At 40.6% G+C, this 24,115-nt stretch carries 18 protein-coding genes; 6 read left to right on the top strand and 12 right to left on the bottom strand.

Annotated elements, in window-relative coordinates:
* Positions 1–32 precede the first annotated feature (32 nt).
* Entirely contained in the window at positions 33–794 is a 762-nt protein-coding gene (chbG, locus tag SB028_RS18685; protein WP_069369493.1) for a chitin disaccharide deacetylase, read from the top strand.
* A 138-nt stretch (positions 795–932) separates the two neighbouring features.
* Here the strand turns inward: chbG and SB028_RS18680 are convergent, their stop codons facing one another.
* The 12 genes from SB028_RS18680 to SB028_RS18625 all read right to left on the bottom strand — a co-directional run bounded on the left by SB028_RS18680 (position 933) and on the right by SB028_RS18625 (position 18,666).
* Positions 933–1,484 (bottom strand): Ail/Lom family outer membrane beta-barrel protein, encoded by a 552-nt coding sequence (locus tag SB028_RS18680; protein WP_069369494.1) that lies wholly within the window; start codon positions 1,482–1,484, stop codon positions 933–935.
* A 264-nt stretch (positions 1,485–1,748) separates the two neighbouring features.
* Complete coding sequence (locus SB028_RS18675) at positions 1,749–2,237, bottom strand: hypothetical protein (protein ID WP_260664875.1); 489 nt, start codon at positions 2,235–2,237, stop codon at positions 1,749–1,751.
* A gap of 17 nt (positions 2,238–2,254) precedes the next feature.
* Complete coding sequence (locus tag SB028_RS18670) at positions 2,255–2,938, bottom strand: hypothetical protein (RefSeq protein ID WP_069369496.1); 684 nt, start codon at positions 2,936–2,938, stop codon at positions 2,255–2,257.
* Positions 2,939–2,962: 24 nt separating this feature from the next.
* A complete protein-coding gene (locus SB028_RS18665; protein ID WP_069369497.1) occupies positions 2,963–4,519 on the bottom strand; it encodes a formylglycine-generating enzyme family protein in 1,557 nt (518 codons plus the stop codon).
* Positions 4,509–5,744: an ABC transporter permease gene (locus tag SB028_RS18660; RefSeq protein ID WP_069369498.1), complete on the bottom strand. Its 1,236-nt coding sequence runs from the start codon at positions 5,742–5,744 to the stop codon at positions 4,509–4,511. The genes SB028_RS18665 and SB028_RS18660 overlap by 11 nt, the downstream gene beginning before the upstream one ends.
* Complete coding sequence (locus SB028_RS18655) at positions 5,725–6,417, bottom strand: ABC transporter ATP-binding protein (RefSeq protein ID WP_077885152.1); 693 nt, start codon at positions 6,415–6,417, stop codon at positions 5,725–5,727. The genes SB028_RS18660 and SB028_RS18655 overlap by 20 nt, the downstream gene beginning before the upstream one ends.
* A complete protein-coding gene (locus SB028_RS18650; RefSeq protein ID WP_318859714.1) occupies positions 6,417–8,420 on the bottom strand; it encodes a vWA domain-containing protein in 2,004 nt (667 codons plus the stop codon). The genes SB028_RS18655 and SB028_RS18650 overlap by 1 nt, the downstream gene beginning before the upstream one ends.
* 9 nt (positions 8,421–8,429) lie before the next feature.
* On the bottom strand, positions 8,430–9,425 hold the full coding sequence (locus SB028_RS18645; protein WP_069369500.1) for a hypothetical protein: 996 nt from the start codon (positions 9,423–9,425) through the stop codon (positions 8,430–8,432).
* Positions 9,426–9,428: 3 nt separating this feature from the next.
* Entirely contained in the window at positions 9,429–12,137 is a 2,709-nt protein-coding gene (locus tag SB028_RS18640) for a putative virulence factor (protein ID WP_248620483.1), read from the bottom strand.
* A 2-nt stretch (positions 12,138–12,139) separates the two neighbouring features.
* A complete protein-coding gene (locus SB028_RS18635) occupies positions 12,140–15,124 on the bottom strand; it encodes a virulence factor SrfB (protein WP_248620484.1) in 2,985 nt (994 codons plus the stop codon).
* A gap of 3 nt (positions 15,125–15,127) precedes the next feature.
* Positions 15,128–16,606 carry an SrfA family protein gene (locus SB028_RS18630; protein WP_077885153.1) on the bottom strand — a complete coding sequence of 493 codons (1,479 nt, stop codon included), beginning with the start codon at positions 16,604–16,606 and terminating at the stop codon, positions 15,128–15,130.
* A 566-nt stretch (positions 16,607–17,172) separates the two neighbouring features.
* Positions 17,173–18,666, bottom strand: coding sequence for a vWA domain-containing protein (locus tag SB028_RS18625; RefSeq protein ID WP_077885154.1), 1,494 nt, complete (start codon positions 18,664–18,666; stop codon positions 17,173–17,175).
* Between the two features lie 411 nt (positions 18,667–19,077).
* On the opposite strand from SB028_RS18625, the gene SB028_RS18620 reads away from it, so the two are divergent.
* The 5 genes from SB028_RS18620 (at position 19,078) to SB028_RS18600 (ending at position 24,113) form a co-directional block, all read left to right on the top strand.
* Entirely contained in the window at positions 19,078–19,863 is a 786-nt protein-coding gene (locus SB028_RS18620; RefSeq protein WP_069369503.1) for a class I SAM-dependent methyltransferase, read from the top strand.
* An 11-nt stretch (positions 19,864–19,874) separates the two neighbouring features.
* Entirely contained in the window at positions 19,875–21,449 is a 1,575-nt protein-coding gene (gene nikA / locus SB028_RS18615) for a nickel ABC transporter substrate-binding protein (protein ID WP_069369504.1), read from the top strand.
* A gap of 72 nt (positions 21,450–21,521) precedes the next feature.
* Positions 21,522–22,448 (top strand): nickel/cobalt ABC transporter permease, encoded by a 927-nt coding sequence (gene opp1B, locus SB028_RS18610; protein WP_069369505.1) that lies wholly within the window; start codon positions 21,522–21,524, stop codon positions 22,446–22,448.
* Positions 22,449–22,450: 2 nt separating this feature from the next.
* Positions 22,451–23,320 (top strand): nickel/cobalt ABC transporter permease, encoded by an 870-nt coding sequence (opp1C, locus tag SB028_RS18605; protein WP_069369506.1) that lies wholly within the window; start codon positions 22,451–22,453, stop codon positions 23,318–23,320.
* Complete coding sequence (locus tag SB028_RS18600; RefSeq protein ID WP_069369507.1) at positions 23,298–24,113, top strand: ABC transporter ATP-binding protein; 816 nt, start codon at positions 23,298–23,300, stop codon at positions 24,111–24,113. The genes opp1C and SB028_RS18600 overlap by 23 nt, the downstream gene beginning before the upstream one ends.
* Positions 24,114–24,115: the final 2 nt, after the last annotated feature.

Genomic DNA, 24,115 nt, shown 5'->3' with positions numbered 1-24,115 from the left:
CAGCAGATAAAAATAAGTAATAAGGAGACAGAATGGCGGGTTTATTAATTGTGAATGCGGATGATTTTGGGCTAAGTAAAGGGCAAAACTACGGTATTGCAGAGTGTTTTCGTTATGGGGTGGTTAGCTCAACAACAGCACTTGTCAATGCTGAAGGAATTAAACATGCCGCACAATTACGTCATGATTTGCCCGGATTAGGCGTTGGGCTTCATTTTACGTTGACGATGGGTAAACCACTGTCTCCTTTACCTTCTTTAACGCGTGAAGGTGTCTTAGGGAAATGGGTATGGCAAATGGCAGAAGAGGGCAATTTGCCACTTGATGAAATTCGTGTTGAGCTTAAAGCACAATATCAGCGTTTTATTGAGATCTTTGGTTGTGAACCAGACCATATTGATAGTCACCATCATGTGCATATGTTTAAACAAATTTTTCCTATTGTGGCGGAGTTTGCCAAAGAAAAATCGCTACCAATGCGGGTTGATAGACGACTCGCACACAAAGAGGGGATTGATACTCAAAGTGTAATAAGTAGTGATGGTTTTGATAGTCAATTTTATGGTGATGAAATCACTCAAGCACTGTTTTTAAAGGTACTTGATGAATCGAAAGCGCGGCATGAGCATTCTATTGAAGTGATGACACACCCTGCTTTTGTTGATAACCCATTGCGTGCAAGTGGTTATTGTTTTCAGCGTCTAACAGAACTTGAAGTCTTAACCGATAGCGCATTAAAACAGGCCATTTTGGAACGAGGTTATCGGCTAGGCACGTATCAAGATTTAATGTAGTGGATTTTTAGATAATCGGTGTCTGTGTTTATTCCCTAGTGTGGGTCTTTTTGAGTTATTTTGCCTCTGTTTTAAATTAGACAGAGGTATTTTATTTTTGGAAGCACATATTATTTTATAATATGTGCTTATTTTTAATTAAAAACGATAACCGATATTAGCAATAAAACCATCTAAAATAATTCGGTCATCGGTGTTTTTAAATTTAAAACGGCTATTTTCATATCCGAGAGAAATAGAAACCATTTCTGCTGGATTAATGATTAAACCTGCGCCCCAACTAAATGCATTTTTCTTTACTTTTTTTAATTCAGAATGTTCAGATTTAAATTGAATTTGGCTCATCCCTGCCGTGCCATAAACACTAATAAAATCATTTAAACGTACTGTGGGGCCCGCCATAACAGAGTAATAACGTGCATTGACGTCTTTAAAGAAAGTATTAATCGATTTATTTAGATCATATTCATTTTGGGCGTAAGTCGTTGTGACTAAAAGACCAAATTGTGAATTGACTTCTTGGCGAATAGAAAAAACACCGCCATGCATTGGATTTTGACCAGCCATTTTGACTTGTGCATAACCTGCTGAAAGTGTGGTTTTATCTAATGTAAAATCATTTTGAGCATAAACAGAAGAGGTCGCCAATAAGCCACTTATAAATAAAGCAGATAGTAATTTCGTTTTCATTAGTTATATCCCATAATTAAAATAATAAGAATGTATTATTAAACGAGAGGATTATAATAATGAGTCTATTTTTAATGAAATAAAAAAGAGTACATTAATTTAAATACGGTTGTTTTATTAAAAGAGTCTATTTATTATAATTAATATTATATAATTTATAATATATTGTTAATATAAATTACCATGTAAATAAATAAGAAATAAGAAATAAGAATGTAAATAAGGTGGAAGGCTCTCTGTATAATAATGAGAGCCTTTTTAGGTTTATTTAAGGCCTAAATCACTTTGTAGGCTAATGACCTGATTTTGTAAATTTTCTAGCTCAAGTTGTTTTTCCATCACTGATTTTGATGGGTTGTTTTGGGCTGCTTTCATTTGTTTATCAATTTCATTGATCTGCTTTTGAATATCATTTTGCCCTTTCGTTTTTTGGCGAATTTGATTTAACAGATTGGTCATTGATTGATTTAATGCGCGTTGGTTTGCTTGTTGGGTTTTGAGGCTGGCATTAGTTTGTTGCTTTTCTTTTTCAATGGCAGCTAAAACAGCTTTAAATTCTCTATTTAATGCTTGTTCATTGCCTAGGATCACTTTTTTTTGCTCAATACGGTTATCGTAAGTCCCTGAGTAATTACAATTAAATTTGGTGATAATGCTGACATCGCCTGTTGTCGGATCACAATCCGCTGGATTAGTCACACATCCACTTAAAAGTAAGGTCATTCCGAGAAGGGAAAGTGGTAAAAATTTCATCATTATCCTTTTTAATTTTAACTAAGTCTTATTGCAGTGCGTTGAGTATAAAGGCTATCAAGCTCTTCTTGTAAAGAGGCAACTTGTTGCTTCATCCCATTGATTTGTTTATCAAGCTGTGCTGTTTTTAAGCCATCTTGACGGCTTTGCGCTGCGATATCACGCCATTCATTTTCACGTTTTTTCATATCTGCTAAGCGTGAGCGAAGTGCTGCAATATTGGCATCAATACCTTTGAGTTGTTTCTCTGCGGCTTCTTTATTTAAACGTTGCTGTTTCATATCTTGCTGAATTTTTGCAATGGCTTTTTTATCATCAGCAATCACCGCTTTCGCTGTGTTAGAGGCACTTTGTAAACGCTGATTTTCATTTTGAATGTCAGCAATCATGGAATTGAGCATCTCTTCTTTTGTCGCGTAATTTTGGCGTTTGTTGTCTAAATAGGCATTTGCACCAATACCGACACCACAACCCGCGACAGCAGCAATGAGCATACATGCGCCTTTATTGCTGGAATTTGAGACTAAGCATCCTAATGCCCCAATTGCAGCCCCCCCTGCACAAGCTGTAATGCCTGATTTGCTGAAAAATTCCATATCACTGTTGTTTTTTAATCGAGGATCAGTACCGTTATTGCTTTGGCATCCTGATAAGGCAAGTAATGTACTAATGCTAAGTACAGCCATAAGTTGTTTGTTCATACCACACCTATCTCAAAGTCTCTGTTATTGTTTTTTGCACGCTTCAAGCCATTCATTGCGTGAAACTTTACCATTAGCCCAATATCCTTGCAGTCCTTGCATATACGTTGAAAGGTACGTATTTAAATTGGATTTTCCTCTGGCCTCCATCAATTGGCGTACAACGTCAATTTGAGGTTTTACTAAAGAAGCATCATACGTTGTTGCCATATCCACTAAGGTGTCTGCGTAATAGCTCACAACAAAGTCGAGGGTTTTTTTATGTTCATTAACTTGCGCTTGACGTCGCTCACATGTGGCATCTTTTGTGCCAGTAGGGCAGTTTTTTTCATGGAGAGCGATTAATCGATCATAAAATTCGCCATCATCTTTTAATTTGGTACATAAAAAAGCACCTAATTGCAGTGAAGTGCGGATAGCTTGATCTCGTTGTTCATCACGCAGTTGTGCGTTTGCGCGTAATGTATTTTTCAATTCAGCTAATTGTTTCTTCAATGCTTCATCTTGTACTTGGGTTGATAGCGTATTTAGGCTATTAATGGAATTATCGCTATTGGTTTTTGATTTATTGTTAGCGGGTTTCTCATTACCTAATTGTTGCCACTCTTTTTCTATCTCTTTGATTTTGTCACGTGAGGTTAATGCTGGGGCAACTATCGCTAAACGAAAGCCTGTGTATTTGTTTTTATTCGCACCAGTATTAGTGTAATAAGGCTCTTCTTGACGCCATGAACTGCGCATATCGCTTTCTGGGGTGAGATAGCTACCACCGCGCACAATAAATCCACCCGCTTGTCCATGTAAGCGGTCGAGTTTATTGAGTCTAAAAGGCTCAAACATCATTTCAGCGACATTACCCAACATATCATGTAAGCCAAGTGGGTTCGGTGATAACAAACCGGTGAGCTGTAATGAGCCATTAGCGGATTGGCTACCTGCTGACCAAATATAGTTTTTGGTGCCTTCTGGCATTGGGAAACGCATATCACGAAATTCTGAGGCAGAGACGTTTAAACCACCACGCGCCGCAAATTCCCATTCTGTTTCTGTCGGTAATCTTGCAAAACCTTTTGCGCCATCTTCAACAGGGAGTGCTTCTGGATGTTTGCTTCTTAACCATTGGTTATATTGATCTGCAAATTGCATTGCTTCATACCAACTGATATTCACTTTTGGTAAACGTAATTTATTTGAAGCAACAGGGCACTCTTTACCGTTAACCACGCTCTGCATGGCGTTATATTGCAGATCAGTAACTGGATATTTCGCCATAAGGTAATAACGGCCTTTTTCTTTGCCTTTTAGTGGGAAACTACCCGCAATATGTTCAGCTCGTGATTGCTCTAAATAACCCCATTCATCGCCTTCTTGCCCTAGCGTCACGCTGTAGTCTTGTAACGGTTGACTTAATGGAATAGTGACTTGGCGAAAGATCATTGAACCGTCACAAGGGAAAGGCAAGATCACATCATCAGGTAAAGCTTTTGGGTTAACGAATTTATCGTCCCATTTGGCAGATGCGGTAAAACTGCTAGATAACAGCGCGAATGATAAAGTTAGCAGCGATAAATTAAATTTCACGTAAGCTCTCCGCTGGTTCAATCGAAACGGCACGTAATGCGCCAATACTTGCCACCACTAAGGCCACCAGTAAGGCACTGCACATGGCAATCAATAAATCCCAAAATGTTAACTGACAAACAAAGGCTTGTTCAGGTAAATGTGTACCTAATAATGAGGTAAATAAGGCGCTACCGATGGTATAAAGCCCAAGGGCTAAAATAAAGGCAACACTGGTTAATAGCAGTGCTTGCAACACAATATATAAAGAGACGGCAAATTGACGAAAACCTAATAGACGTAGTACAGCCATGTCTTTGCGTTTACGGTCAATATTGGCAAGGAATGCACCAATTAATGAGGCAATGCAGCCTAATAGTGATACCCATGCAATCACGGAGAAAATTACGTTAAGGACGTAGCTGATTGCTTTTACAGCGTCTATTTGGCTTTTTTGTGTCATCACATCGATGTGTTGTTGTCTAAACCAATCATCAAGAGGCGCAATGGCATCTAAATTTTTTGCATAAAGGCGAGCTTTAGCAAACTGGGTTCTTGGTTTTGCTTCAACGCCTTGTGTTACGCCAAAAAGAGGTGCTTGATAACCATCTCGGTAATCTTCCATTGCGACTAAAACATCAAGAGAAACAAAAGCGGCTGCTCTTGGAAACTTGCTATCACTGATAATGGCACTGACTGTAAAGGTACGTTTGGCTCGTTCATTGACACCATTAAGCTTACGGCTGATAAATAAGCGCACACTATCGCCTACATTCGCCTGTAGTTTTTGTGCCGCATTGGCAGAGAGCACTAAGGTGTCTGCATTTTGAGGAATAGTCGCACCCTCTAATAAAGGATCGTGCTCTGCCGTCGGAATAATTTCGGCATTATCAATAAAATGTTGCCCATCAATCACAATATCGGCTTGTGTGTTTAAGCTACGTGTTAATGGGATAACAAAACGAACTTCTTCTTTTTGCGCAATTTCATCAAACCAAGTTTGAGGGTAGTTGCCATTACCTAACATACGTATTTCAAGGTTACGAGGATCATTTAGCAGTTGGTTGTGAAGCTGCGTTACAATGCCATTCTTTAGTCCAAACAGTAGCAGTAGTGGCGCAATCACAGAAACTAAAGAGAACACAATACAGAGTGCGACTTTGCGATCATAAATTAAGTCACGCCAAGCGAGTGAGCAAAGTAAGCCTAGGCGATTAGGATTGGCGCTATTGTTTGATAAAGACACTACCGCCTCCTTCAAGTTGTGCGTGATAGTGGTTAAAACCAAAACGCTCGACTAAAGACCAATCGTGACTCACAACCAGTGCAGAGATATCCAGTTGCTTTACCATTTCGACAATGAGTGCATACAGCACTTGCGCATTATGGGGATCAAGGGCTGCGGTGGGTTCATCAGCAAGTAATAAAGCGGGCTCATGGGCGATGGCACGAATAAATGCTACGCGTTGGCGCTCACCAATAGAGAGTTGGCGAGGAAAGCGACTAAGTAAGGGGCGTAATTGCAGATGCTCAATCGCGTGATCGAGCCAAGCAGAGTGTTGCGTTAATCCCAGCATTTTGCGAGGTAATTGAATATTTTGCATAACGGTTAAAAAGGGGAGTAACCCACCGCTTTGGAGCATAAAACCCAATTTTTCAGCACGTAATGATGCAAGTTGAGTTTGTTCATTATTCAACAACGCTTGTGTGATAATTAACTCATTATCAAGTTGAAAATGCGTTAATTCGTCAGGGCGTAAGATTAGCCCAATCATTTCTAGTAAGGTACTTTTCCCACAACCACTTAGCCCTGTTAGCGCGCAAATTTCTCCTTTTTCAAGGGTCAATGAAGGAAGCGCAACACGAAAACCATGTTGCGCATCACCACGCGTAATTGCCATGCCTTCAATCTGGATCATTAAGGCAAGTTTTCCAGTGGAACCGGATAAACGTGATCGCGCGGATCGCTTTGCGGTGCGAGGGATATCCAACGATCAACATCTTCATTATAACGTTGGTAGTATTGCAACTTGGTATTGAGGCGACGGATAAACTTCTCTTGTTCTAGCCCATCCCAGCTTTTCCAAGTTTCTTCATCTAACCCTAAGACTTCACTCAAGTAAGGTAAGTTTTCGACATATTCACCGAGTAAGCCCATTTCACCTAATTTAGTTGCTGAACCTTGTTTGATTTGATTGGGATCGTTCCCCATCGTGGCAGCAATTGAGCGTAAATCAGCAAACATATTGTCAGGCGAGATCAAGCCTTCATTAGCCGCATTAACAATTTTTTTCATTACATCACTTAAATCGCTAAGCTCACTTTTAGTCAGTAAAACTTGTACTTCTGTCGTTGGGATATTTTGCTGTAATAAGTCCCGATCACTTATCCATGCTTTAAAGACAGGAGGCGCTTTTGTACCTTGCTTTTCACCTAAATAAGCTAAACGCATTGCATAGCCTAAATCGTGCGCATCGTTTAGTAAGGTATCTGTCTCTTTATCTTTGCTATACGCAGGATCAGCATTTAATGCGCTACCTACTGCTGCTTCGCCACGATAAGCCGTTTGAATTTGAGTGGTGACTGCGGTGGCTAGACTATCGACCATTCGACCAAAACTATTTACATCTCCTGAGTTGATAGGGTAGTAAAGGGATTTGTGTAAGAACGGATTCAGCGTTAATGCCTCATATTGCGCTTGTGCAGAAGCATGATTTTTTGCTCCTGATGGGGTTTTTAAGTGCAATGTATAAAGTGCAACACCGCGATAAGCGGCTTCTTGGCGAATTTGTTCAGCATCGAGCTTCGTTGATGAGAGAGGATCATCTCCCGTTAATGCGCCTGCATCGGTGATTAAAATAATGTAGCGCGCACCAAAACGTGTCCAATCAACATCATCAAGGGCTTGCATTACACCAGCGTAAGCATCTTCATCAAAACGACTACTTGAGACTTTAGCTTGGCGTAATTCTTTAACTTTATTCAGGAAATCGGGACCATCTTTCACATCATTAGGATTAACAAACATCTTGCTGTCATATTCCAATGCGGGGACGGCTTTGATATTAGAGCGAAACGCGACTAAACCAAATTTAACCTTATCCAACATGTTGTCTTTTTCGACTTGTGCATAAACCTTTTGGATCGCTTCTTTGGTTCTATCAATATAGGGATCCATGGATATTGTTGAGTCGATAACAAACACTACTGCCGCAGAAAAACCTTGCATCATATTGTCAGCATCTTTGCTGTCTGGTGTTGCCGGTTTTGCACTGTTTGCAGCCGCATTCGCATTCTGTGCGTTTTTTCTGTCTTTGGTTTGAGAAGAGACAGAAGCCACATTGAGCACGCGGACTTTATAGCCCGCATCAGTAAAGACTTCATCTGATCCGAGTACAGGCAACAGATAAAAATTACTTTTTTGATCAATCATATAATCAGGCTCTTTAGCTAAAACAGCCGGATTAACTTTTTGATTTTTGATATCAGCTAAAAAAGGTTGGTACTGTTTTTCAGGCGTTGGGCTTTCAAGTAAGCCTTCAACCGTTTGTTTATCTTTGAAAAATAGCATTGGGTTACGACCCGCTGGGTTAGTAAAAGCCAGCGTTAATTGCATTTTCCATTCAGATGTACAGCTTGCATTCATCCAACCGCTAATATGACCCAAGCTATCAGGGCCGACTTGTAGCCATTCATTGGCGCCTTGTTTTTGACGCTGATAGACATAAAAACGGCTAAATGCGGGTTGTTCTTTACCTGCCGCGCCAATTGTGTCTGCCACTTGGCAACCTGGGTAGGTTAATACACGCTGATAGAGAGTCTTTTTACCCTCTTGTAATAGTGGTTTTTTCTCTTCAGCACTGGCTGGCGCTGTGAGAATTAAACCGCTGAGAATAAGAGTAAGCCAATGCGCCTTTTTCATGCGACTTTCCTATTTTTTCAAAGCTTCAAGACGCGCTTTGGCGTCACTGTTTTGTGAGTCATAATTAAGAACCGCTTCGTACCAATAAATGGCGGTTTCTTTGTCGGCACTAAAGCAGCCTTGTGCTGATGCCGTTTCTGGATCGTATTCACGAGCGTAATTCAGTGCGATATCAACATCACCTGATTGTGCTTTATAAGCATATAAACGCTGAGCCACATCACATTGATTGTTCTGTTTTGCGAGTGAGATCGTTGCAAGGATAGTCTTGCTATCTGGTTGGCTCTGTATACAACTTTGTACAAAGGCTAATGCGGTACCTGATTTCATGTTTTCAACACTGCACACACTGGTTGTTGCCGGTTCTGGTGTCGGTTGTGGTGCAGGTTCGCCTGCTGGATTGCCTCTTAGTAAGAAGAACCACGTTAAGATACCCGCTAAAATTAAAATCAGGATAATCGCTAAAATTAAGCCAATTTTTGATTTTTTCGGTGCAGGTGGTGTTGGTCGTTGTGGCGGTTCATCCACCTTCATTTCAGGAATAATTGGCTCAGGCTCTTTGATTGATTCAGGCTCTGGTGAAGTTTCGACAATGGGAGTGGGTGGAACGGCTTGAGTATCTAACGTTGCCGTTGATTTTAATGCTTCACTTTGACCTTGTGCTTGTGAGGCTAAGACACCATCACGAATACGCAATCGTCCGATATCTTGTGTTTCGTTATCGTCTTTTAACGTAAATTGATACGCCATTTGTAAGTTGCTAACGAGGGGATCGACCAACGTTTTATCAAGAACGATTTGATAGCCGTCCTCAGCATCTTCAAGTGACAGCTGGTGGAAAAAGGCATTACCTACCCATTCCCCTTTATCATTTAAGAAATAGCGATCTTGATTACGCTGAATGCTTAAATAAACAGGGGAAGCGTCACCTTCCCAATTTCGAATGCTTAATACCGCAAAGCCAGGTCGAGCAGGTTGTACGGGTTTTAATTCTGGATTAAACACGAATTATGACTCCACGATGGATGATTTCATGGTTTGAATGATTTGACCTAACAGTGCATTTTGTTCAGCACTGATCTCTCTTCCCGCAGAATGCCCCGCATTCTCGGTAATAATCGCTGATAAAGCGATAAGCCAATCAATCACAAATAAAAGAGTATAGTTAACGGGGTTGGTCGGTAAGCGAACTAAACGCTCATCATCAGCCCATTGCACACTCGTGTTATCGGGTCTTTCAAAGATTTTATGACCAACATTGATTTTGCTATCTGGCTTTTCAACCCCGTTATCTTTGAAATTAAACCAAGTAATAAAGTCGCCCAGTACATTATATACGCGAGATGATTGCTGTTCGGCTAAGTCATCGCGTCGAGCGATGGCTTCGGTGCCTGCAAGGGTTTTCAACATACGTTGTTCAACACCAAGGCGGTTAATCGCCGTGATAAGCTCATCAACTAACAGCACCATAATTTCTTGATCAATGCCTAAATAGGTTAACAACGTACCGTTATCTGGCAGGCTGCGCAGATGGTTTATCCATAATGCCATCACTTTTTTAGGGTAGGTAACCTCATTACCGTGACCTTTAGGGGCTTCATCTTCTTCTGAGACCAGAGAAATTGGCGCATCGCTAAAGAGATCGAAAGTGGGTTGCTCCATAGCTGCAAAAGCAGAAACTGGGGCTTGAGTCGCTTTTTTGTTATCTGAAAGCGAATCAACAATCTCTTTTTCTTGCATATACAGGTCGTAGAGTGATTTACGCGAAGGCAGAAGATAATCTAGCAAGGCACCTTGTAGATAAGGGCGACTTTGCATAAAGCGTAAGATAGTGGCTGCATTACGACGTTTGACTTGAAGCTCTTCTTCACCACCGGATTGATACCATTTTTCAAGATGATGACCAATTAAATCACGTTGAATTTCTTGCAATTGCTCGCTAATACGTTCAAGTTTTAGTGATTTTAATGCAACGGTTTCAAGGTAGTCTGCAAGGCGTTGCATCCCCCCATCGTTAAGCGACAACATCGCCTCCCATGCTTGGTCTGGCTCACGAATATAGCGTTGGACAGTTTCATCTTCAGTAAAGGTTTTTTTCATCAGATGTAATTGTGAAACACTGTCCTCATTGAGAACAATCTCTTTGCCATTACTGATTTGAATAAATGGGGTAGGTACACTGGGTTTACGTACTAAGAAGGTGTTATTAAAGGCTTCACCATTGATCCAATCGGATGACATCCATTCATATTGACCAAAGCGCTCTAGCATTGCCATTTTGATCATGCCACCTTTGCCCCATGATTGGCGTAATAACGCTTCATTCATGGTTAAAGAGTTGGTAATACGCATATCAAACATGGTCATTGCCCAAATTAAACCTGAAGGACGTTTAGCTCGAGTTTGTGCATCTTTGCCTTGTGTATTGTTGATCCATTCTGTGAGAACAGCACCGACTTCTTTTACATCTGACTGTTTGTTTGATGCAGTACATACCACTAACACATTCATCTCTTGATTATCGGTATAACGTTCAAACAGATAGGCAACTTTACCCCGAAGAATAAGTTGTGCCAGAGGGTTAGCACTATCATCGTTGACTTGACGACGTACATCCGCCATGGTTTCAACCCCTAAACGACCGCGATAGCCCGGAAAATCGAGCAGCTCAACATGTTCAAACAGGGTTTTACTTGGTGCATCTAATAATGGGACGACTAATTCAACCGTCAGTGCGGTTAACTCTGCTAACGAAAGGGTAACAGGGGCATCAATATGATCGCCATGAACAGGACAAATGCTGATCTGGCTATCATTGGCAGTATTGAGACGCTCTAACATATCTACGTTCATAATACTGTCTTCTTGTACTAACACGCCGTCTTGCTCTTTAACTAACGCAGAGAGCGGGGCTAAAACAAGAGAGGCATTACCTAAAGAAGCAAGTGTGGTGCTAAAACGTTGATAAGCGGAAGTGAGCTCTGCAATATCGCCCCATAAAACAGAAAAGAGTTTAGCGCGTTGTGCAATGTTGAGATAAGGCGCTAATTCAATCGCTTTAGGCCAATAGGTTGTTGCCAGTTTTTTCTGGCTTTTTTCCGCGTGGCGTTGCAGATAATCCCATAATGAAACAACATCATCATGAGTAATACCGGCAACAGGTGTCGCATTGCATTGTGTGCTTAATGAATTGATTAAACGAGAAATTTTCTCGTCATCTAGTTCAAATTCAATTTTTTCTTGATTAAAATCATACAGGTAAGCATTGGCGAGAATTTTAACGATCTCAATTTCGCTGAAAAGATGCAACTCGACAGGAAACGCTTGTGTACCTTTTGTGGCATTGCGGCTAAAGCGAGTCACTAAACCAGTCGCTTCCTTACCGCCGCCCGGTGGGTTGATATGGTCGATAAAATCAAGTGTTTTACCTGCCATACTGGTTCTTAATCTACCCTCTTGCCCTGCGGCAAGTGCTGAAATCAGGTACGATTTTCCTGCTTGAGAGAGACCAAAAAAGCCCACAGACATGGGGCGCTGTGTTGCTAAACTGAGATTTTTTGCCATATTACGGCTACGGCGTAGACGATAGATAAGGCTATCGGCTTCGGTATTTAAACGAGGCGCATTACCTCTTACTGCCGTCACCCAATCAATGGCTTTACCTGCACCTTGATAAATGGCATCCCATTTGGCTGTTAACTGTTTTTCATCCATCATATTCATTTACCTAATACACTCCCGCTATCCAGCCAATAGGATGTTTCACCAATACCACTATCTGCTAACGTATTGAGTTTGAAACTTAACCCGTTTTTATTAACGCCACCTTTGCCATTAATCAGTTCCATTTCTTCAATACGTAATTTTTCAGATTTATTGTCATTATTATGACCAGAGGCGCCTCTTTCTTCTCCAAGCTTGATATGCAATACGCTGTCTTCTTGGCTAAGTTGTTGCGCCAATTTCGGATTTTTAATGCGTAAGGTATAAAGTGGAGATGCTGGCCAACGGGCATTATCTAATTGACGGAAACCTAAGCGGATCCCGCCTCTGACTTCGAAATAGGTATCAGGATCAGGCTCAAATTTATCCTGAATATCACGGTAGTAAACGTCATTATCGGAAATTGTGTTGTTATTATCCAACATCCCTAAATAACGGACGGTTGAATACGTTTTAAAGTTACCTGTTGAGAAGTAGAAGTTGAGCAAACGTGCATTTTCAGCCATTAAACACAGCATCGCACCGACTGCCGCGGTAGATTTTGGATCGTCAATACGACCTTTTTTGTTGAATGGATACCAACCACCTGTTTTGTAGCCGTGTAATGGCAGAATACGCGAAGGCGGTACAGGCTGTAATACTTTTAATAGCGCCTGAATACCCGGTAAACGAGAAGGGCGACCCGTCAGCAATAAAACATCACAGGAGTAGTAATAAAGCACTTCACATAGGGCTTTTAAACTACGGGTGATATTAATACGTTCACCCGAAATAAACTCAGCGTGTAATTGTGCAAAGTTAATTTGTACAGGCACATTTAAAATGGAGAAACTGTCGCCGCCACCGAGCTCTTTATTCGTTGCGTCATCAATATAACGACGTACATGCTCTGTAGGTAGAACGCTAAGTAATTCACCAAAAGTACTGTTAATGCCTTCATGAGGAACTAATGGATCGTAGTTTTCGTATTGGCTTAAAATCTTTAACCCAATCGGATTAAAGATTTGTAGGGTAAGCTGTTGGCGTAACACTTGTTGCCCTGCATCTAAACCTTCGCTCCCAAAAAGAGAAGACATCAGCGCATCAGCATCAGAAATACCCGCATCCGTTAATGCTGTGCGTAATGCAGGCAATACGCAAATCTGGATGATATCTAATAAAATATCATCACCTGCAATTTTGAATCCTTCACGGAATAACTGTGTTGGAATAATTTTGACGTTGCTCCCCGTCCCCGTATCCAGTTTATAGCGTGTGATCACGAGATCGGTTGTTCCGCCACCAATATCTATTGAGGCAATCTTTAAGGCGCTATCACCCGTTAATGCGCGGTTATCTTCACGCACTTGGCTGGCAAAAAAGGCTTCAGTACGCTCACCAAATTTAATTTGTGTTTCGTTATAGAGGTAAACTAACTGGCCACAAGTGGCTTCATCCCATTTCACATGGATGTTTGGCATCGGGATACGGCATTGTTCATCTTTACCATCAAAACGGAGTTTCTCATCCGTCGGATCCCAATTCATTGCTTTCCAAATGAGCCCTAATGCGTTTTCCATGCACGTTTCAAAAATTGCACGCTCGGGTTTTGGCATTGCAGGTGGAATAGTCAAAATGATATTGCGCAACTGACGAGGCGCACTTGCGTGACTCATTTTAAGGCGTTGAGCTGGGCTGTTCATTTGCGTCAATGCTTGTGCTAACACTTCGGTTAACATCATGGTCATTAATGAACTGCGAGTATAGTTTGGCGTAAATACTGGCATGCGATCATCTGGTTCTAAACGGAATAACGGTTCACCGTGATCGTTTAGCAGGTATGTCATTGGAACAGCCGTCGCCAGTGGCTCTCGGTCTGTTTGACCAAAAGAGCGGCTAAAGCGCCAACCTGGAGAATATGGTGAGTCATCCCATAAATAGCGTTTAGGGCTTGAAATACCCGTTGAGCCTTCCGTTCCTAACCGTTGCGCTGCCATGCGATTGGCTTCAGGGCCAACGCGACCAATAGTGGGCCACATAAAGGCATTGTTGCGACCGCTATTAACTGAAAAATCTTGTTTACCAAATTCCGCTTGCGCAAATTCAACACGGCTTTCAAATGGTTCATTATAGATTTGATAAGGGTGACTTAAATCACGCAGCGTCATTTCATAGAGTTGCGTTAACCCTTTGTTATCATTGATATGATCTTCAATTAAGATCCCACAGGTACGTGAGTTACCCACATCAAGAATAAGATCAACGTCAATCGCGGGCTCTTGCGGTTTGGTTTCGTTAATTTTGATTTCAGGCAAGTGTAGTTTCTCACCTAATATATTGAGCAAATTGAGATAATGTGCCTGATGTTGAAACTCTTTGAGCGCATCTTCAAGTTCATCATGGTACATTTTAGTCACCGCCAGCGCTCTTTCGCTAAAGACTTCCTTTAACCAACCATCAATCCATGGTGTTTCAAGGAAGTTCTCAACTTCATAGCCTAAATAGGCAAGCGCAAAAGCAACACCCGAGCGAACATCTTCTTCGTTTGGTGCCAGATAAGCTGTATTGGCGCGATTCGGCTCAATTCGTGTGTCAAATGCCACAACAACGCGATGTGTATGCCCATCTTCATCTGGCTCTGTCAGTTGATGGAACATCATTCTTACCCAGTTATCAGGGCCTTGAGAGAACGCTCGTGGTGGATTAAAGCGGAAAAATGGTACAGGTAGCCATGTGTCATTTAAGAGTGTTAATGACGCTTCAAGGGAGAAACTAAATTCAGCTTCTCTCGGGGTTTGAGGCTGATCCTTAGGTGCAGGATAAAGATAGTTATCATCTCGTTCATTATAGATGAGTCGCATTAATGGGCCGTTTTCGCCTTTTTTAACAAACTCACCGTATTCTTTACGTTGTGGTAGCTTAAAGCCAAAATCCAGAAACTGAATATTACTGTCTCGGATAAGGGTAATTTTATCTTTATAATCGGTCAGTGGCGCTAACATGAATTAGTTATTCTCCCGCTTCATTGATAATGGGAATGGCTGATTATTTTCATATTTTCCTTGGCAATCAGCTATATTTTGGCTTCCTGGCTGGCAAATGATATTTGGCATCAAATAGTTTGAACCATCACTGCACAGAGCTTGACCTTGGTTATTAATATTTAATCCGCCTTGATTAATGGTTGCATTGACAGGGGCTTTACAGGTCACGCCATCACTGCGTGTCATGACGACTTGCCCTTTACCATTATCGAGTTGGTAATTCAGGCTCAGTGGTTTACCTGTTTTTTGATCTTGAATTCCTGCCCCAGCTTTCCATTGACCATTCAGGAACTGGGTTGAGCCATTCGCTAACGCATTCGCAGGAATGGTCAGTGGTGTTGTGTTATCTGCTGTCGTGGGCGGTGTGACATCGGGTGGCGCATTGGGATCAACAGGCGGGGTAGAGGGTTTACTCTCATTTCCCATATTTGGAGTGTTATCTGTTTTCGGTTGCTCATTTTGTGTAGTAGGATCAACCGGCGGTACAGTCGGTTGTTGTGCTTCTTCAGGTAATATTCCTTCAGGCAATGCACCTTGGTTATTGTCTGTTTGAGGATCTACCCTAGATAAATCCGTATTAGGATCAGCCTGTGTGCTATTACCACCAGTGCTATCAATCACATTTCCATTCGCCTCTACGGTACCTAATGTTCCTGTATGAACTGTACCTGTTGGTACGCCGACTGTGTGGCCATGAGTAACTACTGTGGGGACTTTCGGTTTTTCAAGCGTCGGTTCTGGCAATTTAGGCGCTTCAATATCGGGTGTTTTACTATCGATCATCGGTAACGCTGGCGTTGAGAAACAACCTCTTAAAAAGAAAATTGCGAGTAGAAGCAATAATAAAGGTAACAACCACCATAAGAAGCGCCACCAAGAGCGTTTCGTATCAGTAATAATGATTTTTTCTTCTTGTGCTGGTGGAACTGCTGTTGATGTGGGTGCAATAGGGACAACAGCGGGTTTTAAGCAAGCAACAGGATCAGCTCTAAGTTGTTGGTTGGCATTGACAAAACCCCAAAAAGTAATAATCGGTTGTCCATCAACAATAAAAATATGGTTTTCGTCAGGAAATTGGATCGTTTTACTGAGCAGAGCACCAAATAGCTGACTTTCTTTATTTCCAGTCTTTTGTTGTTCTTGTTCACTGAAGGCGATTAAATCATCTTGGTTCTTTTTCAGTAAAGCATAAGCGGCGGCGCGCTCTTCTTCTGAAGCCGCAGACCAAGGAATAACAGAGCCGTCAATCGGTGAATACCAGTCAATGCGTTCGCCAGTTTCATTTGGCTGAGGAATAGCAAGGCATTGAGAAATATGAGCCTTTCCTCTTAAACGTAGAGTTTCACGCAGCTGCAGTGCAGAGATATAAACAGCCTGTCCATTTTCCCCCATTGGGAGGTAATTTTCTAATTTACCACTTCGTAAGAATGCTTTATTCACGACGATCATTCCGCTAGGCAAGATTATCTATGGGTAAGTTGGCTTATCCGTAAATAGGCTTTAAGGCTAAAAATAAAGATATAAAATTGATATACATTTTATATTATCAGAAATTATGTGTCTATCTAGCGGATTATTTAGGGTTAATTAACTAATTATTATTAAAGGTTTTTTTATTTTTCTTGTGTGAAAGAGGGAATATTAAGATAACGATTATGATAATTAAATAATGATTTTACAGGTTGCGCTATATTTTCTTAAATATATAGATTAAATCACCGAGATGTTGAGTTTTACATTAAAAAATAATGGAGTAGAAGAAAAAAAAGACAAAATATAAAAGAACAAACTATTAATGATTGTTTAGTCACTGTGATAATAGTCACAAAATAGGGTTATTCTGAATAACGTGAAAATAAAAAAGAAAAAACACATAATTAAAGAGGCTTAAGATAGATAAGATATAGAGCTTGCCAACTTCAATATAATAAAATACACGTGATACATGAAAAAGTTCACCCTCAATGTGAAATTAAAGAGAGTGAACTCAATATGAGTCACAGTAATCAATCATTACAGTTCTTCGGAATATAATCTTCAATCGCTTTTCGTGTCATTAAACTGACTTCATTCGCATTACGCGCAGTGAAGACTTTTCCGCCAGTGGCATCGGCAACGCAGTTACCTGCACCAGTACCTAAGATATCGACAACATTAATAATGGCGCGAGGGTGAGCGCGTTTTAAGGTTCTCGCCGCTGCACATGGATCTTGATCGCAAGATTCTAAACCGTCTGATAACAACACAATAATCGTGTCACGATTATTGCCTTTAATTAAATTACCTGCACGTTTAATAGATTCAGCTAATGGTGTGCCACTATCAGGCTCAATACGTTTAATATAACTGAGTAATTTTGACCTTTCATTACTACCATAAGTCGGACTTGATTTCACAACACCGCAGTCAGATGCCACAACAGTGGTAATTTTCATATCTGACGGCATGTTATTAATAATTTTTATTGCTGCGTTTCTTGCTGTCGTGATCCGTCGAGGTTCAGCATCATAACCAGGGAAAAGTTGTCCAGTTAACGCGAGATAGTCTAAATCACTTTCTGTTAAATTCATGCTTAGTGCCATAGATCCTGATGCATCAAAGATAAGGATCACTTGAGGGGCCAGTTCTGCAGGGCGATCGGCAGGACACATTTGCTTAATTTTGTTTGCTAAGCGATTTTCACAAGTCGTATTTGCCCTTTTTTCTGTCACACCCGTTTTTTTCACTTCATCTTGTACACAAGCTTCGAGCGGGGTGAGTTTTACTGGCACAGGCTTGGGTTCAGGTACTGGTTCAGGCTCAGAAATAGACTCTGGTTCTGGTTCTGGAACGGGTTCCGGGGTCGGCTCAGGAGCTGTCTCTGGTTTTGGCGGTATGACAACGGCAGGTTTCTCTTCAACCCTAGGAGGAACGGTATTGGGATCAAAACAGCCTTTCAGCCAAGATGCCAGTAAGACCAAAAACAGTAAAAATAACAGTAGTAATAACCAACGTAGCCAGCGGTTGCGTGTTTTGGCAGGAACATCGGCAAGTGCCGCACCCGCCGCTGCCGCACTTGCACCTGCGGTGACTTGTGCAATAGGGGGTGGCAATGGTGTTGTACGTGGCCACCATGTAATAACAGGTTGTCCATTAATAATATAGACACTTTCACTATCAGGAAGTGTTGATGCTGTATCTAAAAGATGGCGCTCTTCATCTGTAATTCTATTTTGTGATGCTAATAGTGCTGTTTGCGTTTTAATATCGTTGAGGCGTTCATCTAAAATACGACTTATTTCTTGTCGCTCTTGCCCTTGTAACGACGTTAAAGCGACAGGAACACCAGAAACAGGAGAGTACCATTCAATCACGTCATCCGATTTTTTCTCTGGGGTAGCAAATAGAGAACGATACTTAGCAGGAAAGTGTTGAGTCAGCAATTGAAGTAATTGCTGTTGATGGGTTAAGGCAAAATCGGCGCGGGTAATATCAGCCGTTAATCGTGAAATTCGATTCATATTTTAGAGAGCCTTATGTGACGGCTATATTCGTTAAAAAAAAGAAAGTTAAGATAGCAATATTATTGACTATAACGGTTTTATAAAAAAGGTGAAATTAAAGGATCCACTTTTTTAATATAAGAAAAAATTAATTTTTATTTCTAAATTCGCTCAATTTATTTCTCTATTTTAACAGGGGAAATAATCCATTTGCTTATTTAACTTCACTCCCATTAGGATGCATATTTATGCTAAAGATGAAGATCGCAAATTGGCAGTTCTCCCTTGTTGAGTACGGGTGAATATTGATATAGCACATAGAGCAGCTCGGGGTTACAAGGTATGTTACCCACACTAAAAAATAACCAAATCATTCGCTTTTAGAGGTAGTTATACCTCTCTTTACGTTGATATAACAGCAGGTTTCTGATGATAAACAAAATAAATAATAACCAATTACTTAATGATGTAACGCGCTACTGGAATATCAGAGCTGAAAGTTATAGTGAGTCGAATCAACAGGAATTGCTAAGCGAGAAACAACAGAAATGGCGTCATCTGTTATTGGGACATATCAAAGACGGTAACACCTTAAAAGTGCTTGATATTGGAACGGGACCGGGTTTTTTTGCCATTTTATTAGCGTTATCGGGCCATGATGTTACGGCTATTGATGCAACAGAGGGTATGCTACTGGAAGCTAAACAAAATGCGCAAACGCATAAAGCAAAGATCCAATTTATTCGTGGTGATGTACATCAACTGCCTTTTGCCAGTGAACAATTCGATTTAGTGGTGAGTCGCAACGTAACATGGAATTTAAAAGCGCCTCAAAAAGCATATTCAGAGTGGTTTCGTGTATTAAAACCGGGGGGCAGTTTAATTAATTTTGATGCTAACTGGTATTTACATCTCTTTGATGAGAATTATTGGCAAGGTTTTGTGGCAGATAGAGCGCGTTCAATTGAAAAGCAAGTTGAAGATCATTACGTCAATACAGATACCAAAGAGATGGAACGCATTGCTCGCCAATTACCATTAAGTCAAATTAAACGCCCACAATGGGATATTAATACCCTGCTAGAAGTTGGTTTTAGTCGATATATGATCGACACTCGCATTGGTGATTTTGTGTGGAACGAAGAAGAAAAAATTAATTATGGCTCAACACCGATGTTTATGATCCACGCACAAAAGCAACGAATAGATAATTAAAGGAGAATAACGTGAAGCCCTTATTTTCAGTGTTCCCAACACTACTGTTAGCATTTGCCTGCACTTTTCCTGCGTTAGCAGATAAAAGCAATAATATGTTGGATTATGCCAGCACAAAAGACATTCGTGATATAAACCCGCATCTCTACTCTGGCGAGATGGCGGCTCAAAATATGGTATTTGAACCTCTAGTATTAAATACCGAAAAAGGTGTTGCACCTTATTTAGCGGAGCGTTGGGATATTTCTCCTGATGGAAAGAGCTACACTTTCTTTTTACGTCATGATGTGACCTTTAGTGATGGTGCCCCCTTTAATGCTAAAGCGGTAAAATTAAATATTGACGCTGTTTTAGACAACTATGAACGTCATGCGTGGTTAGAGTTAGTTCGCCAGATTGATCGTGTTGAAATTGTGGATGAATTCACGGTTAAATTAAATCTAAAAAATCCTTACTACCCAACATTAACTGAATTAGGTTTAACTCGCCCATTCCGCTTTATTTCGCCAAATTCTTTTATTAATGGCAAAACTAAAACAGGTGTTGCGAGCTATGTGGGTACAGGGCCTTGGGTGTTAACTGAGCATAAAAAAGACCAATATGCTGAGTTTAAGGTTAACCCTAATTATTGGGGAGAGAAGCCTGTACTTAATGGCGTGATATGGCGAGTGATCCCCGATAGACAAACCATGTTACTTTCGCTACAAAAAGGGGATATTCAGCTTATTTTTGGTGCAGATGGCGACATGTTAGATATGGATTCATTTGAGGCTCTTATGGCGTCTGATAAATTCAAAACTGAAATGAGTGCACCAATCGCTTCTCGCGCAATTGTGCTCAATAGCAGCCGAGCAATGACATCCAGCCAAAAAGTCCGCCAAGCGTTGCAATATGCGGTTGATAAAGAAGGAATTGCCGAAGGTATTTTAGCGGGCAGTGAAAAAGTCGCTGATACGTTAATGGCACGCAGTGTGCCTTACTGTGATTTTACTTCTCCAACTTATGTTTATCAGCCAGAAAAAGCGATTGAGCTATTAGAAGCCGAAGGCTGGGTATTACCAAAAGGTAAGACCATCCGTGAGAAACAAGGTGAAAAATTACAGTTGTTGCTCTCTTATAATGTGAATAATGCCGTTGAGAAAGAGATAGCTGAACTTATTCAAGATGACTTTAAAAAGATTGGTGTCGGTTTAACGATTTTAGGTGAAGAGAAACAAGCTTATTTAGATAGACAAAAAAATGGTGATTTTGATTTACAATATTCACTCTCATGGGGTACGCCTTACGATCCGGCTTCTTTTGTTTCATCATTTAGAATACCCGCTCATGCAGATTATCAAGGGCAAAAAGGATTGGCAAATAAAGCTCAATTGGATGCAATAATTGGCGAGTTATTAATTACACCTAATGAGGTTCGTCGTCAGGAACTCTATAAAACCTTATTTACTTCATTGGCAGAGCAAGCGGTCTATATTCCGCTAACCTATTCACGTACTAAGGCTATCCATCGTAGTGAATTAGAAAATGTGGGCTTTAATCCCTCTCAATATGAAATACCCTTTGAAAAGATGCGCTTTAAGCCTTAGTTAATGCATCAATGAGATTAACCCAAATACGTGTGGCATGTCATATCCACGAGCCACACTGATTCAACTCTTATGCTACGTTATATATTCTGGAGAGTGCTGGCTATCTTCCCACTGGCACTGATAATTTCATTTATTGCTTTTATTCTGTTGGAGTTAGCCCCGTCTGATCCTGCGGAAGTCGCGCTACGTGTCAATGAAATAGTCCCAACACCCGAAGCCATTGAAGGCATGCGCCATGAGTTAGGATTAGATAAGCCTTTTTTTACGCGTTACTTTTTATGGTTAATAGCAGGTTTGCAACTCGATTTTGGTACCTCTTTTCTTACAAGAACCCCCGTTATTCAAGAGATGTTAAGGGCGTTACCACCCACACTTTGGCTAGCCTCAACGGCGCTATTCTTTACGATTGTTCTGACACTCCCTTTGGCACTATGGTGTGTGGCTAAACCTCAAAGTTTTACGGATAAATGTATCCGTTTTATTGTTTTTGTTTTAACGGCTATTCCTAATTATTGGTTAGGATTATTATTAATTTGGGGTGTCGCTGTTTATTTAGATTGGTTGCCTGTCAGCGGAATGTTATCGCCTCAGTCTGTTATTTTGCCTGCTTTGGCGCTCTCTTTAGGATATATCGGCACTTATTTACGACTATTACGAGGTGCGATGTTAAATCAATGGCATCAGCCGTATGTCTTTTATGCCAAAGCGCGAGGATTACCCGATAATCTTATTTTACGCCGCCATATTTTACGTAATTCGCTGTATTCCAGTTTAACGGCGTTGGGGATGAGTATTCCTAAGCTTATTGCGGGTACGGTGGTGATTGAAAATATTTTTGCTTGGCCGGGGATCGGACGACTCTGTATCAGCGCTATATTTGGTCGTGATTATCCGATGATACAAGCTTATATTTTATTAATGTCACTGTTATTTCTCTTTTTTAATTTTCTGATGGACGTCATTCAAATGATGGCAGATCCACGGTTAAGGCGATAATGATGTGGCGACTTTTTTGGCAACGACTCGGAAAAGATAAAAGTGCACAACTGTGTTTATTGGTGATTATGATGGTAGTCATTGCAGGAATATTCGCCCCTTGGTTGGCACCACATGATCCTACATTAACGTCGATACGCTTGAAATTTAAACCGATGAGCTTTGATTATCCGTTAGGTACGGATAATTTAGGACGCTGTATTTTTTCAAGATTATTGTTTGGTATCAGAACAACAGTATTTTATGCCTTATTAGCCATGAGTGTGACATTAATGATTGGTTGGCTAATGGGAATGTTAGCCGGATTTTTCCATGGCAAGATAGATACATTGATTATGCGGTTATGTGATGTCGTTTTGTCATTCCCTGCAGAAATTATGATCTTAGCATTAGTGGGAATAATGGGACCGGGTATTGGTAATATCTTAATTGCCGTTATTTTAGTGAAATGGGCATGGTATGCCAGAATGATCAGGGGCGTTGTTCGTCAATACGCTCATCGTAATTACATTGCATATGCACAGGTGATTGGTGCACCTTCTCGTCATATTTTACGGCGTCATTTATTACCTGTCACCTTTGCTGAAACTATTGTCTTAGCATCAACAGATATGGGGAGTGTTATTTTAATGATCTCGGCACTTTCCTTTTTAGGGTTAGGTGTACAACCACCAACGCCAGAATGGGGAAATATGCTCAGTGAAGCAAAAAATGTCATGGTATTACACCCAGAGCAGATGTTACCCGCAGGAATTGCCATTACCCTTGTTGTCACCGCATTTAATTTTTGGGGCGATTTCTTACGTGATGTGTTTGATCCAGATAATCGTCAGTCAGTAGGAGAAAAGCATGAACAACTTACTGACGCTTAAGCACGTTTCGATTACTCATCAAGAAAGTGGAAAAAAATTGATTGATGATATCTCTTTCTCGATAAAGCAAGGACGTACATTAGCGATCGTAGGAGAAAGCGGTAGCGGTAAAAGTTTAGTGAGTAAAGCCATTATGGGATTGTTGCCTGAACAATTCGTCATGTCAGGGGAGATTTTCTTGAATGGAAAGACAATCAATCATGAGACGTTTTCTCAACGACAAGCTTTATTGGGTACCTCTTTAGGTGTCATTGTGCAAAATGGTATGAGTGCCTTTGATCCTTTAATGAGAATAGGAAAGCAATTTTGCCAAACGTTAATCTACCATTTTTCCTATTCTAAAAAGCAAGCGATAGAAAAAGCTGAATTGGCATTATCTCATGTATTTCCTCATCAATTTCAATCTATTATGCAGGCTTTTCCTCATCAATTAAGTGGTGGACAATTACAACGTGTGATGATCGCAATTGCACTTGCTTTATCACCGACCTTATTAATTGCAGATGAGCCAACAACGGCGCTTGATGCACCTTTACGCCAAGATATTTTAAAACTACTCCAGCATGTTGTTACGACGCATCACTCAACATTAATTTTTATTTCTCATGATTTAGGGATAGTCAATGAAATTGCTGACGATATATTAGTCATGCAAAAAGGGAAAATGGTTGAATGTGGTGAGAAGATAACCGTTTTATCCTATCCAACACAAGAATATACGCGTTATTTAATTCATGCACGTCGACAGCTTTCATTACGGTTCGAGCAATTGATTAATAAAAAAACAGATTAATA

The organism is Proteus vulgaris (assembly GCF_033708015.1).
Lineage (GTDB): Bacteria > Pseudomonadota > Gammaproteobacteria > Enterobacterales > Enterobacteriaceae > Proteus.
The sequence above is the reverse complement of the archived record's forward strand: the minus strand, read 5'-3'. Positions and strand labels throughout refer to the sequence as shown.